The organism is Aeromonas sp. s13, assembly GCF_040907905.1.
GTDB classification, from domain to species: domain Bacteria; phylum Pseudomonadota; class Gammaproteobacteria; order Enterobacterales; family Aeromonadaceae; genus Aeromonas; species Aeromonas veronii.
In genome coordinates this window covers 1-15507 of record NZ_JBFOCS010000004.1, presented here as the reverse complement: position 1 = coordinate 15507, position 15507 = coordinate 1, and the positions used below count along the sequence as shown (strand labels likewise).

13 protein-coding genes, 1 rRNA gene and 1 riboswitch are annotated in these 15507 nt (G+C 59.5%); of the genes, 8 read left to right on the top strand and 6 right to left on the bottom strand.

Going from position 1 to position 15507, the window contains the following annotated elements; genetic code table 11:
• Window positions 1-245 precede the first annotated feature (245 nt).
• From leuA to AB5Y82_RS00405, 5 genes are all read left to right on the top strand, one after another.
• Window positions 246-1808, top strand: coding sequence for a 2-isopropylmalate synthase (gene leuA / locus AB5Y82_RS00425; RefSeq protein ID WP_005341192.1), 1563 nt, complete (start codon window positions 246-248; stop codon window positions 1806-1808).
• A 132-nt stretch (window positions 1809-1940) separates the two neighbouring features.
• Window positions 1941-3026: a 3-isopropylmalate dehydrogenase gene (gene leuB / locus AB5Y82_RS00420; protein ID WP_111900669.1), complete on the top strand. Its 1086-nt coding sequence runs from the start codon at window positions 1941-1943 to the stop codon at window positions 3024-3026.
• A gap of 33 nt (window positions 3027-3059) precedes the next feature.
• Window positions 3060-4457 (top strand): 3-isopropylmalate dehydratase large subunit, encoded by a 1398-nt coding sequence (leuC, locus tag AB5Y82_RS00415; protein WP_111900668.1) that lies wholly within the window; start codon window positions 3060-3062, stop codon window positions 4455-4457.
• A 12-nt stretch (window positions 4458-4469) separates the two neighbouring features.
• Window positions 4470-5069 (top strand): 3-isopropylmalate dehydratase small subunit, encoded by a 600-nt coding sequence (gene leuD / locus AB5Y82_RS00410; RefSeq protein WP_111900667.1) that lies wholly within the window; start codon window positions 4470-4472, stop codon window positions 5067-5069.
• Window positions 5070-5186: 117 nt separating this feature from the next.
• On the top strand, window positions 5187-6116 hold the full coding sequence (locus tag AB5Y82_RS00405; protein WP_111900666.1) for a transglutaminase domain-containing protein: 930 nt from the start codon (window positions 5187-5189) through the stop codon (window positions 6114-6116).
• Window positions 6117-6146: 30 nt separating this feature from the next.
• Here AB5Y82_RS00405 and AB5Y82_RS00400 read toward each other — a convergent pair whose 3' ends face one another.
• Window positions 6147-6437: a PilZ domain-containing protein gene (locus AB5Y82_RS00400; RefSeq protein WP_111900665.1), complete on the bottom strand. Its 291-nt coding sequence runs from the start codon at window positions 6435-6437 to the stop codon at window positions 6147-6149.
• An 89-nt stretch (window positions 6438-6526) separates the two neighbouring features.
• Window positions 6527-6617, top strand: a riboswitch (TPP riboswitch).
• A gap of 60 nt (window positions 6618-6677) precedes the next feature.
• Here AB5Y82_RS00400 and thiB point away from each other — a divergent pair.
• From thiB to thiQ, 3 genes are read left to right on the top strand one after another with little or no spacing between them, the layout of a single operon-like run.
• Complete coding sequence (thiB, locus tag AB5Y82_RS00395) at window positions 6678-7658, top strand: thiamine ABC transporter substrate binding subunit (protein WP_111900664.1); 981 nt, start codon at window positions 6678-6680, stop codon at window positions 7656-7658.
• Complete coding sequence (thiP, locus tag AB5Y82_RS00390; RefSeq protein WP_111900663.1) at window positions 7655-9274, top strand: thiamine/thiamine pyrophosphate ABC transporter permease; 1620 nt, start codon at window positions 7655-7657, stop codon at window positions 9272-9274. Before thiB ends, thiP begins: the two co-directional genes overlap by 4 nt.
• Window positions 9261-9956, top strand: coding sequence for a thiamine ABC transporter ATP-binding protein (gene thiQ, locus AB5Y82_RS00385; protein ID WP_111900662.1), 696 nt, complete (start codon window positions 9261-9263; stop codon window positions 9954-9956). Before thiP ends, thiQ begins: the two co-directional genes overlap by 14 nt.
• 79 nt (window positions 9957-10035) lie before the next feature.
• Here thiQ and AB5Y82_RS00380 read toward each other — a convergent pair whose 3' ends face one another.
• From AB5Y82_RS00380 to rrf, 5 genes are all read right to left on the bottom strand, one after another.
• A complete protein-coding gene (locus tag AB5Y82_RS00380) occupies window positions 10036-11406 on the bottom strand; it encodes a PhoH family protein (RefSeq protein WP_005358170.1) in 1371 nt (456 codons plus the stop codon).
• A 220-nt stretch (window positions 11407-11626) separates the two neighbouring features.
• Complete coding sequence (locus AB5Y82_RS00375; protein ID WP_064337293.1) at window positions 11627-12310, bottom strand: hypothetical protein; 684 nt, start codon at window positions 12308-12310, stop codon at window positions 11627-11629.
• A gap of 10 nt (window positions 12311-12320) precedes the next feature.
• Window positions 12321-14468 carry an adenosylcobalamin-dependent ribonucleoside-diphosphate reductase gene (locus tag AB5Y82_RS00370; RefSeq protein ID WP_368173516.1) on the bottom strand — a complete coding sequence of 716 codons (2148 nt, stop codon included), beginning with the start codon at window positions 14466-14468 and terminating at the stop codon, window positions 12321-12323.
• 211 nt (window positions 14469-14679) lie between these two features.
• The gene (locus AB5Y82_RS00365; RefSeq protein ID WP_111900660.1) at window positions 14680-15132 is read right to left on the bottom strand and encodes a pullulanase; all 453 of its coding nucleotides are present in this window, start codon (window positions 15130-15132) and stop codon (window positions 14680-14682) included.
• A 283-nt stretch (window positions 15133-15415) separates the two neighbouring features.
• Window positions 15416-15507, bottom strand: a 5S ribosomal RNA gene (gene rrf / locus AB5Y82_RS00360); the annotation flags it as partial.

Genomic DNA, 15507 nt, shown 5'->3' with positions numbered 1-15507 from the left:
CCTTCCGTGTTGACACAGCATAAAAATCTCGATATTGGTAAAAGCGTTATCGACTGGAAGGAATAACAACGTCATGCGTATCGCCACCCCGCTACTACTAATCTCCCTAATCGCGTTAACTCGCGCGGGATCCTTGTAGCCGGGCTAAGGCATAGCCGGAATTTACAAAAACCCGTGCACCCTGCACGGGTTTTTTTATGCCGCCGCAGGATGCACGTTACCGAACTTAGGAAGAGGGAAGTCACATGTCAGATCGGGTCATCATATTCGACACCACCTTGCGTGATGGTGAGCAGGCCCTGGCGGCCAGTTTGACAGTCAAGGAGAAGCTGCAGATCGCCCAGGCGCTGGAGCGGCTCGGTGTCGACGTCATGGAGGTGGGCTTCCCGGTCTCCTCTCCCGGCGATTTTCAATCGGTGCAGACCATCGCCCGCCACATCAAGAACAGCCGGGTCTGCGCCCTCGCCCGCGCCCTGCCCAAGGATATCGATGCCGCCGGCGAAGCCTTGCGGGTCGCCGAGGCCTTCCGCATCCACACCTTTATATCCACCTCCTCTATCCATGTGGAGAGCAAGCTGAAAAAGAGCTTCGAGGATGTGCTGGAGATGGGGGTCGGCGCCATCAAGCACGCCCTGCGCTACACCGATGATGTGGAGTTCTCCTGCGAGGATGCGGGCCGCACGCCGATCGATAATCTCTGCCGCATGGTGGAGGCCGCCATCAAAGCGGGGGCCCGTACCATCAATATCCCCGATACCGTCGGCTACACGGTACCGACCGAGTTCTCCGGCATCATCCACACCCTGTTCAACCGGGTGCCCAACATCGACAAGGCGATCATCTCGGTCCACTGCCACGATGATCTGGGGCTCTCGGTGGCCAACTCCATCGGCGCGGTGCAGATGGGGGCCCGCCAGATCGAGTGCACCATCAACGGCATCGGCGAGCGGGCGGGCAACTGCTCGCTGGAAGAGGTGGCGATGATCCTCAAAACCCGCGCCGACCTGCTCGGGGTACAAACCAATATCCGCCACAACGAAATTCATCGCACCAGCACACTGGTCAGCCAGCTCTGCAACATGCCGGTGCAGCCCAACAAGGCGATCGTCGGGGCCAACGCTTTCTCCCATAGCTCCGGCATCCATCAGGATGGGGTGCTCAAGGCGAAAAATACCTACGAAATCATCACTCCCGAGAGCATCGGCCTGACCCAGAACAACCTCAACATGACCTCCCGCTCCGGCCGCCACGTTATCAAGCACCGGATGGAGTCCATGGGTTATGCCGAGAGCAGCTACGACCTCGACCACCTCTACGGCAAATTCCTGACCCTGGCCGACAAGAAGGGTCAGGTGTTCGACTACGACCTCGAAGCGCTGGCCTTCTTCAGCCAGATCCACGAAGAGCCGGAGCACTTCAAACTGGAGTACCTCGGGGTGCAGAGCGGCAGCTCGGTACTGGCCACCGCCTCGGTCAAATTGAAGGTGGGTCAGGATCTGATCTGTGAAGCGGCCACCGGCAATGGCCCGGTGGATGCGGTCTACCAGTGCATCAACCGCATCACCGGCTATGAGATCCGCATCGACAAATACGCCCTCAAGAGCAAGGGCGAAGGGGAAGATGCCCTCGGTCAGGTCGATATCGTCGCCGAGTACAAAGGGCGCAAATTCCACGGCATGGGACTGGCCACCGACATCATCGAATCCTCGGCCCACGCCCTGCTCCATGTGATCAACAGCATCTGGCGCGCCGATCAGGTCGCCGAACAGATGGAACGCAATAACAGCATCAAATCAGAAACCGTCTGAGCAGGACTCGCTGCCACACAGACGGCATGGAATGACAACATCAAGACGGGGAACGTCTGAACCGGCAACCGCGCGCAGCGTCGGGGAAACCGGACAGAGGGATCTCAAAGACAATATCAGGATGGAGAGTGTATGAGCAGTTATCGGATCGCAGTATTGCCGGGTGACGGCATTGGCCCGGAAGTGATGGCCGAAGCCGTCAAGGTGCTGGAGAAGGTGCAGGCCAGGTTCGGCCTCGCCTTCGAGTATGATAACCATGACGTGGGCGGCATCGCCATCGACAACCACGGCACCCCGCTGCCGCAAAGCACGATCAAAGGCTGCGAAGCGGCCGATGCCGTGCTGTTTGGCTCGGTGGGCGGCCCGAAATGGGAGCATCTGCCGCCCAACGATCAGCCTGAGCGTGGTGCCCTGCTGCCCCTGCGTGCCCACTTCAAACTGTTCTGCAACCTGCGCCCGGCCCGCATCTACACCGGTCTGGAACAGTTCTCCCCGCTGCGTGCCGACATCTCGGATCGCGGTTTTGACATCGCCTGCGTACGCGAGCTGACCGGCGGCATCTACTTCGGCCAGCCCAAGGGGCGCGAGGGAGAAGGCGCGAAAGAGAAGGCGTTCGACACAGAGGTGTATCACCGCTTCGAGATTGAGCGCATCGCCAAGATTGCCTTTGAGTCGGCGCGTGTGCGCCGTGGCAAGGTCACCTCCATCGACAAGGCCAACGTGCTCGCCTCTTCCATTCTGTGGCGCGAGGTGGTGACGCAAGTTGCCAAGGATTATCCCGATGTCGAACTGAACCATATGTATATCGACAACGCCACTATGCAGCTCATCAAGGATCCATCCCAGTTCGATGTGCTGCTCTGCTCCAACCTGTTTGGCGACATTCTCTCCGACGAGTGTGCCATGATCACTGGCTCCATGGGGCTGCTCCCCTCCGCCAGCCTCAACGAATCGGGTTTCGGCCTGTTCGAACCGGCCGGTGGTTCGGCCCCGGATATCGCCGGCAAGGGTATTGCGAATCCCATTGCCCAGATCCTCTCCGCCGCCCTGATGCTGCGTTGCAGCCTAGGCCAAGAGGCTGCCGCCCAGGCCATTGAGCAGGCCGTGGCCCAGACCCTGGCCGAGGGTTACTTCACCGCCGACCTGCATCAGGCCAGCGCCCGCCATCCGGTGCAGAGCACGTCCGAGATGGGTAGCCAGATCGCCGCCCGGATCTGAGCCACATAACAGAGAACAAGGAAGAGAGAAGCAATGGCCAAGACCCTCTATCAGAAAGTATTCGACGCCCACGTGGTACGGGAAGTGGAGGAGGAGACCCCCCTCATCTACATCGACCGCCATCTGGTGCATGAAGTGACCAGCCCGCAGGCATTCGACGGCCTGCGCGCCATGAATCGCCAGCTGCGCCGCCCGGATCTGACCTGGGCCACCATGGATCACAACGTCTCCACCACCACCAAGGACATCGCCGCCTCCGGCGAGATGGCCCGCATCCAGATGGAGACGCTGGCCGATAACTGCAAAGAGTTCGGGGTTCGCCTCTACGATCTCAACCACAAATATCAGGGGATCGTCCATGTGATGGGCCCCGAGCTCGGCATCACTTTGCCCGGCACCACCATCGTCTGCGGTGACTCCCACACTGCCACCCACGGCGCCTTCGGTTCGCTGGCGTTCGGTATCGGCACCTCCGAAGTGGAACATGTGATGGCGACCCAGACCCTGAAACAGGGCCGCGCCAAGACCATGCGCATTTCGGTCAATGGCAAGCTGGCCGAGGGCATCAGCGCCAAAGACGTGGTACTGGCCATTATCGGCAAGGTCGGCCACGCCGGTGGTACCGGCTACGTGGTGGAGTTCGCTGGCGATGCCATTGCGAACCTCTCCATGGAAGGGCGGATGACGGTGTGCAACATGGCCATCGAGCTCGGCGCCAAGGCCGGCATGATCGCCCCCGACCAGACCACCATCGACTACATTCGTGGCAAGGAGTTTGCCCCCAAGGGCGAGGTACTGGAGCAGGCCATCGCCTACTGGCAGAGCCTCAAGAGCGATGAAGGTGCCCACTTCGATGCCGAAGTGGTGCTGGACGCCGCCGACATCGCCCCGCAGGTCACCTGGGGTACCAATCCGGGGCAGGTGATTGCCGTTAATGAACCCATTCCGGCACCGGAATCCTTTAGCGATCTGATGGAGCAGCAGTCCGCCCGCAAGGCTCTGGCCTACATGGACTTGCAACCGGGCCAGAAGCTCTCCGACGTCGCCATCGACAAGGTGTTCATCGGCTCGTGCACCAACAGCCGCATCGAGGATCTGCGCGCCGCCGCCGCCATCGCCCGCGGTCGCAAGGTCGCCGCTGGCGTGCAGGCGCTGGTGGTGCCTGGCTCAGAGCAGGTGAAGGCGCAGGCCGAAGCCGAGGGTCTGGACAAGATCTTCATCGAGGCCGGTTTTGAGTGGCGCCTGCCCGGCTGCTCCATGTGTCTGGCGATGAACAACGACCGGCTGCAACCGGGGGAGCGCTGCGCCTCCACCAGCAACCGCAACTTCGAAGGACGTCAGGGCCGCGCCGGCCGCACCCATCTGGTGAGCCCGGCCATGGCCGCCGCTGCCGCCGTCACCGGCCGCTTCGCCGACATTCGCGCACTGTAAGAGGACATTTCGATGACAGGATTCAAACAGCATAAAGGGATCGTCGTCCCCCTCGACAGCGCCAACGTCGACACCGACGCCATCATTCCCAAACAGTTTTTGCAAAAAGTAAACCGCATCGGTTTTGGCAAGCACCTGTTCCACGACTGGCGCTTTCTGGACGATGCCGGCCAGCAGCCCAACCCCGAGTTTGTACTGAACCAGCCGCAATTCGCCGGTGCCAGCATTCTGCTGGCCCGCGAGAACTTCGGCTGCGGGTCTAGTCGCGAGCACGCCCCCTGGGCGCTGGCCGACTACGGCTTCAAGACCATCATAGCGCCGAGCTTTGCCGACATCTTCTACGGCAACGCCATCAACAATGGCATGGTGCCGGTGCGCCTGAAGGAGGAGGAGGTTGACGCCCTGTTCCAGCTGGTCGCCGCCAAGCCGGGCATCGAGATCGAGGTGGATCTGGAAGCCAATCTGGTGCGCGCAGGTGAGCTCAGCTTCGGTTTCGAGATCGACGAGTTCCGCCGTTACTGCCTGCTCAACGGCTTGGATGCCATCGGTCTGACCCTGCAGCACGAGGCCGCCATCAGCGCCTTTGAGGCGAAGCAGCCGAGCTGGATTTAACGCGCCAGTTGCAAAAAAACGAGTAGAATCAACAGGGAGCTTCGGCTCCCTGTTTTACTGTCCGCGACACGTCCCACTTTGGGCCACCGGAACTGGCCCGTGCCACAGGAAAGGATGATGAAGAGACCGACGGCAATTCCTCTGCTCTGTGCCCTGCTGCTTGCCCTGCCTGCGGGGGCCAGCCAAACCAGCTTCAACAACAGCCTCGGCCAGATCAGCGTCGGCTGGCAGGATAGCGAAGGCAAACCCCAGCAGCTCACCTACCGGCTCGAACAGGGCAAGTTGCCGCCTCTTATCGCCTATCGCCCGGCGAGAATGCAGGAGGAGGTATTGCAAGTGTTGCTGCGGGAGGTGCGCCAGAACTACCCCGAGGTGCAGTTCACCCTCGCCCGTCCCTCGCTGGAGCTGCATCTGAAAAGCCGCAATCATGACAAGGCACGCGAGGCGATGGCCTTTCTGCAGTCCAAGCGGAGCAAAGAGGAGCAGGCGTGGCTGACCAAACACTATTTCCAGTACTTCAACACCCCGGACGGGCAGCTGGCGGTGAAGCAGGACCATGTGCGCATCGCGCTGGAGAGTCGCAGCGGGCTGGCTCCACTGGCGGATCAACTCAAGCAGCAGGGCAGCACAGAAACGGAAGCACGCCAGAAGACCGTGGCCCATATGCTCACCTTTATCCAGAGCATCCCCTATCAGCAGCTCGACAGCCTGAACGGCAGGCAGGGCAAGGGATTTCTATCTCCCCGTCAGGTGCTGGAGCAGAACCGGGGGGACTGCGACAGCAAGGTAACCCTGATGGCCGCCATGCTGGCCCAGCTCTTTCCCGAGCTGAAACAGGCCATGGTGTTCGTCCCCGGCCATGCCCTGCTGGCTGTTGACCTGCCCGCCAAGCCGGGGGATGTGACCCTCAACTGGCAGGGGCAGAGCTACCTGCTGCTCGAACCTACCGGTCCAGCCACCTTGCCTGCGGGCCAAATAGCATCGACCAGCAAAACGCTGGTCGATAGCAAGCAGTTGAGTGTGCAGCCGGTTCAGGAGAAAGGCTAATCCCCTCCCTCTGCCGATGGGGAGAGAGGATTAACCCTGAGGCAGAAACTCTACCGCCAGCAGCAACCCGCTCTCCTCCTCCAGCACCCGGATAATACGGGCATGGGCTTCAAAGGGGGGCAACAGGTTGTTGTTGGTGGCAAGACTGATCCGGATGGGCTGATTGATGTCGAGCTGGTGTTCAGAGACCGCAATCCCCATGCCGTTGGCACAGAGATCCCGGCAGATCCCCTCCAGCACCAGCTGCTGCTGATAGACGGTGACCGGAGCATTGATGACCATGCGCGCAAAGGCACGCCTTTCCTTGGTATTGGTAAGCACGCGAACATCCTCTGTTGGGTGGGCGTCATCTCATGGGTATTGCACAATTGTGCTGGTCTACCCAAAAGAACGTTAATACAATGCGGTTCGTTTCTCAAACGGGGTGCGGTTTACCGCTGAGATTATACCCGTGTACCTGATCCAGATAATGCTGGCGGAGGAATTTGAGGCATGGCGCTCATTTTTTGCGCCCTCACCCGCTGGCACCTCGTTATTAACAAGTAATAGGGAGTGCCACCCATGAAGACCCTGCTGCTGGTCACCACCGGCCTGCTGTCGGCCAATGTGTTCGCCGCCGACACCCTCACCGTCTACACCTACAGCTCCTTCACTGCCGACTGGGGGCCCGGTCCCAAGATCAAGCAAGCCTTCGAGAAGGAGTGCGGCTGTACCCTCAATCTGGTTCCCCTCGAAGATGGCGTCGCCATCCTCAACCGGCTGCGGCTGGAGGGCAACCACAGCAAGGCCGATCTGGTGCTGGGGCTTGACGATGCCCTCATCAGTGAAGCCAAGCAGAGCGGCCTGTTCGCCCCCCATCCCGCCAAGCTGGATGGCATCAAGGTGCCGGGTGGCTGGCAGGATGACACCTTCGTCCCCTACGACTACGGCTACTTCGCCTTTGTCTATGACAAAGACAAACTCAAGCAGCCGCCCAAGAGCCTGGAAGATCTGGTGGAGCGTCCCGACCTCAAAGTGATCTATCAGGATCCCCGCACCTCCACCCCGGGGCAGGGGCTGATGCTGTGGATGAAGTCTGTCTACGGCGACAAGGCGCCTGCCGCCTGGACCGAGCTTGCCAAAAAGACGGTCACCGTCACTAAGGGTTGGTCAGAGGCCTATGGCATGTTCCTCGATGGTGAAGCGGACATGGTGCTCTCCTACACCACCTCTCCGGCCTATCACCTGATTGCCGAGAACAAGCCCCAGTATCAGGCTGCCGCCTTCGAAGAGGGTCACTACCGTCAGGTAGAAGTGGCTGCCAAGCTGAAGAGCGCCAAACAGGAGAAGCTAGCTGACCAGTTCCTGCAGTTTATGGTGAGCCCCGCCTTCCAGCAGGAAATCCCGACCGGAAACTGGATGTATCCGGTTATCGACACGCCGCTGCCCAAGGGTTTCGAGCAGATGATCACCGTAGCCAAGCCGCTCGCCTTCAGCAGCGATGAGGTGGCCGCCAATCGCAAAGGGTGGATCCGCGAGTGGCTGCAAGCCGTCACCCAGTGAGCCGTTCTCTGAAACCACAGGCTCGTCCTCTCTGGTGGCTGCCGGGCAGTGCAGCCACCCTGTTGATCCTGTTGTTGTCCCTCGGGCCGCTCGCAGCCCTGCTGTGGCAGGCCGGTTCGCTGGCACCCCGCACCCTGCTCGCAGATCCTTATCTGCGTCATGTGCTGGGCTTCAGTCTGGGGCAGGCACTGCTCTCCACCCTGCTGAGTCTGGGGCTCGCCATTCCGGTGGCCCGCGCGCTGGCTCGGCGCCGCTTCATTGGCCGAACCCTGCTGATCAAGCTATTTGGCCTCTCGCTGGTACTGCCGGTCATCATCGCCATCTTCGGCATAGTAGCGGTACACGGCAAGCAGGGGTGGCTGCCGCAGCTGCTGCGCACCTTGGGGCTGGATCCCGGCAACTACCTCTACGGTCTGTTCGGCATTCTGCTGGCCCACGTCTTCTTCAACATGCCGCTGGCGGCCCGCCTGATGCTGCAGAGCATAGAGAGCATCCCCGAATCGAGCTGGCGCCTCGCCAGCCAGCTCGGCATGCGCTCATCCCATATCTTCCGGCTGCTGGAGTGGCCGCTTATTCGCGGCATCTTGCCGGGGCTGGCCAGCCTCATCTTTATGCTCTGCTTCACCAGCTTCACTACCGTACTGGCGCTGGGGGGCGGGCCGAAATCGACCACCCTGGAGGTGGCTGTCTATCAGGCGCTGCGCTTTGATTTCGATCTCGCTACCGCTGGCGGATTGGCGCTGGTGCAGCTCATCCTGACCGCCACCCTGCTGCTCCTGCAGCACAAGCTGCAGACTACGCCAGCCAGTCGGGTGACACCCCGTCGTCCCTGTCTGCGGCCGGATCGCCATCAGCCGGGCACGGCCGTGGTGGATCTCTTCTCGCTCTGTATCGGCCTCGCCATCTTTCTGCCGCCGCTGCTGGCCATCGTGGTGGCAGGCCTCCACCCCGGTCTGCTGACAGCACTCACCTCCAGCAAGCTATGGCAGGCGAGCGGCCAGTCGCTGCTGATTGCGCTGGCGGCAGGCACCCTGGCGACCCTGCTCGGCAGCGGCCTGCTGCTCACCAGTCGCCACCTCAAGGTGCGCACCCGCCAGCGGCGGGCTGCCGCCGTGTGGGAGGCCAGCGGCTCGATGATCCTGATGATCCCGGCGGTGGTGCTCTCCACCGGTCTCTTCATCCTGTTTATGCCCTTTGCCGACGTGTTCGCCCTCGGCCCCTGGCTGGTAGTACTGGTCAACTCCCTGATGGCGCTGCCCTATGTGATGCGCACCCTCTCAGCCCCCATGCAGCTGGTGGTGCGCCAGTATGACCGGCTGGCGGATAGCCTGGGGGTACGTGGCCTGCATCGCCTGCGGCTGGTGGAGTGGCCGCTGCTGCGCCGCCCGCTGGCACTGGCGATGGCGCTGTCGATGATCCTCTCGCTGGGGGATCTCGGCGCCATCGCCATGTTTGGCAGCCAGGAGCTCACCACCCTGCCCTGGCTGCTCTACCAGCAGCTCGGCAGCTACCGGCTGACCGAGGCGGCCGCCACCGCCCTGCTGCTGCTCACTCTCTGTTTCTCCCTGTTCTGGCTGGTTGAACGGGGACTTGGAGGAAAACATGCTGAACATTGATACGCTGGTGACCAGCTATCCCGACTGGCGCGTCAGCTTCAGCGCGAAGCTGCCCAAGGGGGAGATCACCGCACTGATTGGCCCAAGCGGCGCAGGCAAGTCGACCCTGCTCGGGATGATCGCCGGTTTCGTGCCGGTGGAGTCAGGCAGCCTCAGCTTCGATGGCGAAGATCTGTTGCCGCAGGGCCCGGCCGAGCGACCAGTCACCACCCTGTTTCAGGATCACAACCTGTTCCTGCACCTGTCGGTGTTCGACAACATCGCCATCGGCTTGCACCCGGGTCTGCGCCTGAGTGCCGCCCAGCGGGCACAGGTGATCGATGCAGCCGCGCGGGTTGGCCTCGGTGAGATGCTAAGCCGCCTGCCGGAGCAGCTCTCCGGCGGCCAGCAGCAGCGGGTCGGGCTGGCCCGCGCACTGGTTCGGGGCAAACCGCTGCTGCTGCTGGATGAACCCTTCTCGGCCCTCGATCCGGCCCTGCGTCGGGAGATGCTGGCCGAAGTGGCCCGCCTTGCCTGCGAGCAGGGCATTACCGTACTGATGGTCTCCCACAATCCGGAAGATGCCCAACTGATTGCCGATCAGGTGCTCTTTGTTGACGAGGGGCGCATCGCCCTGCAGGGAAAGCCGGATATTCTGCAAAACAGCAACCACCCGGGGCTGCTGCGCTATCTGGGTCAATAGCCCTTGGCCCAAGACTGCGCCGGGATCAAAAACGGGAGGCCGATTGGCCTCCCGTTTTATCTGACAATATTCAGTTGAATCAGAGGTTTTCCTCGGCGAACGAAGCCAGTCGGCTGCGCACCACGCCATTGAGGAAGATGTTGGCACTACCGTCGAAATCCTTGAAACGCTCGACGATGTAGGTGAGCCCCGAAGTCACCGGGCTCAGATAGTTGGAGTCGATCTGGGCCAGGTTACCGGAGCAGACGATCTTGGTGCCCTCGCCGCAACGGGTGATGATGGTCTTGATCTGGGATGCAGTGAGGTTCTGGCACTCATCCAGCAGTACAAAGGTGTTCTGGATGCTGCGCCCGCGCATAAAGTTGACCGATTTGAACTGGATATTGGCCTTCTCCATGATGTAGCTGAGCGAGCCGCTCATGTTCTCATCCTGCTTGTGCAGCACCTCCAGGGTGTCGGTCACCGCCGCCAACCAGGGCATCATCTTCTCCTCTTCGGTGCCGGGCAGGAAGCCGATGCTCTCGGCAATTTCCGGGGTATTCCGGGTGACGATCACCTTCTCGTAAATGCCCTTCTCAATCACCAACTCCAGCGCAGCAGCCATGGCCAGCAAGGTCTTGCCGCAACCCGCCGGGCCGGTCAGGATAACCAGATCGATGTGCGGATCGAGCAGTGCATCCAGCGCCATCCCCTGATAGACATTCTTGGGATGGACACCCCACGCCTTGCGGGACATCAGCCGCTCGCGGCCCAGATCCTTGATGCGGATCTTGTTGCCATCGTGGCTGAGCACCCGGGCGGCGAAGAAATTCTCTTCATCCACCAGATACTGGTTTACATGAACCCCTTCCAGCAGATTGGCATCGATCACATGGATGGTGTCGCGGCCATGGGTCTCGCTCTCGCACTCGCCAACCCGCTCCCAGAAGCTGCCGGGCACCACCTGAAAGCCTTTGGCCAGCAGGCGAATATCGTCGATCAGCTGGTCGCTACGGTAATCTTCAACGTGAGCAAGCCCGGCCCCCTTGGCCTTGAGGCGCATGTTGATGTCTTTGGTGACCAGCACCACCTGACGCTTCAACTCGTGCTTTTGCAGATAGAGGGCCGCGTTGATGATGCGGTTGTCGGCCTCCTTGTCGGTAAACACCTCGGCATCCTGCGGCAGATGGTGATCGCTGAAGATGCAGATATTGCCGCTCGCTTCGCCAGCCAGCGGCACGCCCTGGGTGATCTGATCCGGGGTTGCATCGCGGAACACATCTTCCAGCGCACGAATGGCCACCCGCGCGTCGCGGCTGACATCCTTGTTGCGATCCTTGATGTTATCGAGCTCTTCCAGCACCGTCATGGGGATGAGCACGTCGTGCTCTTTGAAGGAGTAGATAGCGAGGGGTTCGTGAAGCAGAACGTTGGTATCCAGGATAAACAGCTTTCGGTCCGTATTGTCCATAAGCATCCTCCTTGGCACTGAAGGGCCACGTGTGTGAATCTCAGATGTCATTGAAACCACACGGCCGTGACAGTTTTATTACCTTCAACGCTACGCCCGATTTTACTATCGCGCAACAAATCACTTGGCCGCCTGATTTGATTGCGCATAAAAACAGCAATGCAAAGACCGGCACTGCGGCCGGTCTTTTCTCTATCGTTCAACTACTTGGGCATGTCTGTCAGCCGCACTTGGAGTCGCCACAGTTGAGGCAGGTCATGCAGCCATCCTTCAGCACCAGCGCCTTGGTGTGGCACTTGTAGCAGAGCGCGGCATTGGCCGGAAAACCACTGCTCGCCTGCTGCTCTTCAGCCTCCTGAGCGGCTTTCAACTCGGCCTGTTTCTCGGCCAGAAACGCCTGCTGATGCTCGTCCAGTCCCGGCGCCTTGAGCATGCCGATCTCGGTGAGATGGCTCTCGATCACGTTGCCAATTTCGGCGATCAGCGACGGCACATACTTGCCCTTGTTCCAGTAGCCGCCCTTGGGATCGAATACGGAACGCAGCTCCTCGACCAGGAAGGTGACATCCCCCCCCTTGCGGAATACCGCCGAGATGATGCGGGTCAGCGCCACAATCCACTGATAGTGCTCCAGGCTCTTGGAGTTGATGAAAATCTCGAACGGACGGCGAGTTTCGTGAACCGTGCCTTCGTTGAGAATAATGTCGTTGATGGTGATGAACAGCGAGTGCTCGGAGACATGCTCCGGCGTCTTCAACTTGTAGGTGGTGCCCATCAGCCGCTCTGGACGCAACACGGTTTCGTGCATATGCACTACGTCATCCTGCACAGAGAGATCTTCTTGCGGCTCATCCTTGGTACGCACCTTGTAGGCGACGATTTTCTTGTCGATCTTCTTGACCATAATGTCGTTCTCAGAATTTACCGTAATAGCCTTCTTTCAAGGCGTCGTAGAGGTTGGCGGCCGTATGCAGCTCGCCATCGTATTCGATCTCTTCGTTCCCCTTGACGGAGATGACGGAGCCATCCTCCAGGGTGAAATCGTACAGGGTGTTCTCCAGATCCTTCTCCTTCACCAGCACGCCCTGGAAGGCCTCCGGATTGAAGCGGAAGGTGGTGCACCCCTTGAGGCCGGAGTCCGAGGCATACATGTAGATGTCCTTGAACTGCTCGAACGGGAAATCAGTCGGCACGTTGGCGGTCTTGGAGATGGAGGAGTCGATCCAGCGCTGGGCCGCAGCCTGAATATCCACATGCTGCGCCGGGCTGATGTCGTCAGCAGTAATGAAATATTCCGGCAGACGGCTCGCCTCATCATCGGCATAGGGCATGGCGGCCGGATTCACCAGCTCGCGATAGGCCAGCAGCTCGAAGGAGTAGACATCGACGCTTTCCTTGCTCTTCTTGCCCGGCTTGATGACGTTGCGGCTGTAGTGGTGGGCAAAGCTCGGCTCGATGCCGTTGCTGGCGTTGTTGGCCAGAGACAGCGAGATGGTGCCGGTGGGTGCGATACTGCTGTGGTGAGTGAAACGTCCACCCACTTCCGCCAGCTCGGCAACCAGCGCAGGATCTACTTCGGCAACCTGCTGCATATAGCGGCTGTAGCGCGCATGCAGCACCTTGCCCTTCACCTTGTCACCCACCTTGATGCCATCAGCCGCCATTTCCGGGCGCAGACGCAGCATTTTACCAGTCACTTCAAACTCCTGCTCCATGATGGGGGCAGAGCCCTTCTCCTTGGCAAGACGCAGGGACTCCTGCCAGCCGGTCATCGCCAGCTCCTGGGATACCTGCTCGGTAAAGGCTACGGATGCCGCAGAGCCGTACTTGATCTGCAGCATGGTGAGGGTCGAGCCAAGCCCGAGGAAGCCCATGCCATGCCGGCGCTTGGCTGTGATCTCCTCGCGCTGTTTGGCCAGTGGCAGTTGGTTGATCTCCACCACGTTGTCGAGCATGCGAGTAAAGATGGCCACCACCTTGCGAAACGCCTGCCAATCGAATGCCGCATATTCAGTAAAAGGGTCGCGCACAAACTTGGTCAGATTGACCGAGCCCAGCAGACAGGCACCGTAGGGCGGCAACGGCTGCTCACCACAGGGGTTGGTCGCGCGGATCTCTTCACAGAACCAGTTGTTGTTCATCTGGTTGACCTTGTCGATCAGGATGAAGCCGGGCTCTGCATAGTCATAGGTCGAGGTCATGATGACATTCCACAGCTTGCGGGCTGGCATGGTCTTGTAGACCTTACAAGCGACCTGCCCCAACTCGTTGAATACAACCCCTTCCTTGTTGGGCCAGTCGGCCCATAGCACCTGAGCGGGATCGTCCAGCGCAATGCCATCCTGCTCCACCTCTTTAGCGGTGTAGGGGAAGATCAGCGACCAGGGGGCATCCTCTTTCACCGCCTTGACGAAATCTTCGGTGATGAGCAGAGAGAGGTTGAACTGACGCAGGCGGCCATCTTCACGCTTGGCCTGTATAAACTCGATCACATCGGGATGGCGGATATCCATGGTGCCCATCTGGGCGCCGCGACGGCCACCGGCTGACGAGACGGTGAAACACATCTTGTCATAGATATCCATAAAGGAGAGCGGGCCGGAAGTGTAGGCACCGGCACCGGAGACAAAAGCACCGCGCGGGCGCAGGGTCGAGAAGTCATATCCGATGCCGCAACCGGCTTTCAGGGTCAGACCGGCCTCGTGCACCTTGCCAAGGATATCGTCCATCGAATCTTCGATGGTACCGGAAACAGTACAGTTGATGGTTGAAGTGGCAGGCTTGTGCTCAAACGCCCCGGCGTTGGAGGTGATGCGGCCCGCCGGAATGGCCCCATTGCGCAACGCCCACAGGAACGGCTCATACCAGGCCTCCGGTTCCAGCTCCTGCTCTGCCAACGCACGGGCTACCCGCTGGTAGGTCTCATCGATAGAGCTGTCGATGGGAATGCCATCCTTGCTCTTGAGGCGATACTTGCTATCCCAGATCTCGAGGGACGTTTCCTGCATGGGGATAAGGCGGGAGCCAAGCTCACTCTCCAGCACCGGGTTCGATTTAGCCATTTTCAATCAACCTTATGTGAATGCATCAACATCATGACAACAGCAAAAAACACAACCAATGGTGCCATCTAAAATTAATGGCACAACATATAGTACACCTGATGCCATGAGGGCGCCGATTCTAACCTAAAAAAATGCCCCGGCCAGCAGATTTCTGGGCCAGGGCACTTAACTGATTAATTTGCTAAGAGATTTAACACTCAGAGATAGATCAGGGCTTCTTGACGTAAACAGTCGGCGTTTCACCCGCCATATTCAGATAGAACTCATAAACGCCATCGGCATCCGGTGAGAACTTCATGTCCTCATACTTGGAGCAGGGGTTGACCGGCACCGCCTCACCACCCAATACTGCAACACCATCACTCGGGCTCTTGTAGCCAAAGTTGGTACCGCAGCTCCAGCCTGAATCAGCAAACTTGAACTTGTAGGGGGCCCACTCTTTCTTGAGGGTGCCTTTGGCCATATAGATCTTGTCGGCCACCTTGACTACCTTGCTTTCATCAGTCGCCATCCAGTCGTTCATCTCCCCGCGCAGGTAGATGGACTTGCCACCGAAGTCGCTGTTGTCTGCCCCCGCCTGCTCTGCACCACCATTGGATGCGCAACCGCCTAATACCAGGGTTCCCGCCGCCAGCATCATCGTTACTGTTCTTTTGAACATGGGTCTATTCCTTAAATTATTGTGATTCCTTGGTCCATCCATGTGGACTGAAGAATTAAACCAGAGCAGGCATCACAAGAAAGGTAGAGGCATCACATTCTGTACTTTTTGTATCCAACACATTGAACTGGTGAGCAAATATCGAACAGAAAAAGAGGTCGTTTTGGGGCTTTAGAAGGGTAATCAATGAATGACAAGAAGGGGAAAGTCTAATAATCCGGTGACGTGCTGAATTGCAGGCAATAAAAAACCCCGCTCATTGAGCGGGGTTCTTAAATTTGGTGCCTGGCAGTGTCCTACTCTCGCATGGCGAATGCCACACTACCATCGGCGCTACCGCGTTTCACTTCTGAGTTCGGCATGGGATCAGGTGGT

Coding starts and splice junctions, on each gene's coding strand:
- AB5Y82_RS00365 (WP_111900660.1), bottom strand. CDS start 15,132: ATGTTCAAAAGAACAGTAACGATGATGCTGGCGGCGGGAACCCTGGTA.
- leuA (WP_005341192.1), top strand. CDS start 246: ATGTCAGATCGGGTCATCATATTCGACACCACCTTGCGTGATGGTGAG.
- leuD (WP_111900667.1), top strand. CDS start 4,470: ATGACAGGATTCAAACAGCATAAAGGGATCGTCGTCCCCCTCGACAGC.
- leuC (WP_111900668.1), top strand. CDS start 3,060: ATGGCCAAGACCCTCTATCAGAAAGTATTCGACGCCCACGTGGTACGG.
- thiB (WP_111900664.1), top strand. CDS start 6,678: ATGAAGACCCTGCTGCTGGTCACCACCGGCCTGCTGTCGGCCAATGTG.
- thiQ (WP_111900662.1), top strand. CDS start 9,261: ATGCTGAACATTGATACGCTGGTGACCAGCTATCCCGACTGGCGCGTC.
- AB5Y82_RS00405 (WP_111900666.1), top strand. CDS start 5,187: ATGAAGAGACCGACGGCAATTCCTCTGCTCTGTGCCCTGCTGCTTGCC.
- AB5Y82_RS00380 (WP_005358170.1), bottom strand. CDS start 11,406: ATGGACAATACGGACCGAAAGCTGTTTATCCTGGATACCAACGTTCTG.
- leuB (WP_111900669.1), top strand. CDS start 1,941: ATGAGCAGTTATCGGATCGCAGTATTGCCGGGTGACGGCATTGGCCCG.
- AB5Y82_RS00370 (WP_368173516.1), bottom strand. CDS start 14,468: ATGGCTAAATCGAACCCGGTGCTGGAGAGTGAGCTTGGCTCCCGCCTT.
- AB5Y82_RS00375 (WP_064337293.1), bottom strand. CDS start 12,310: ATGGTCAAGAAGATCGACAAGAAAATCGTCGCCTACAAGGTGCGTACC.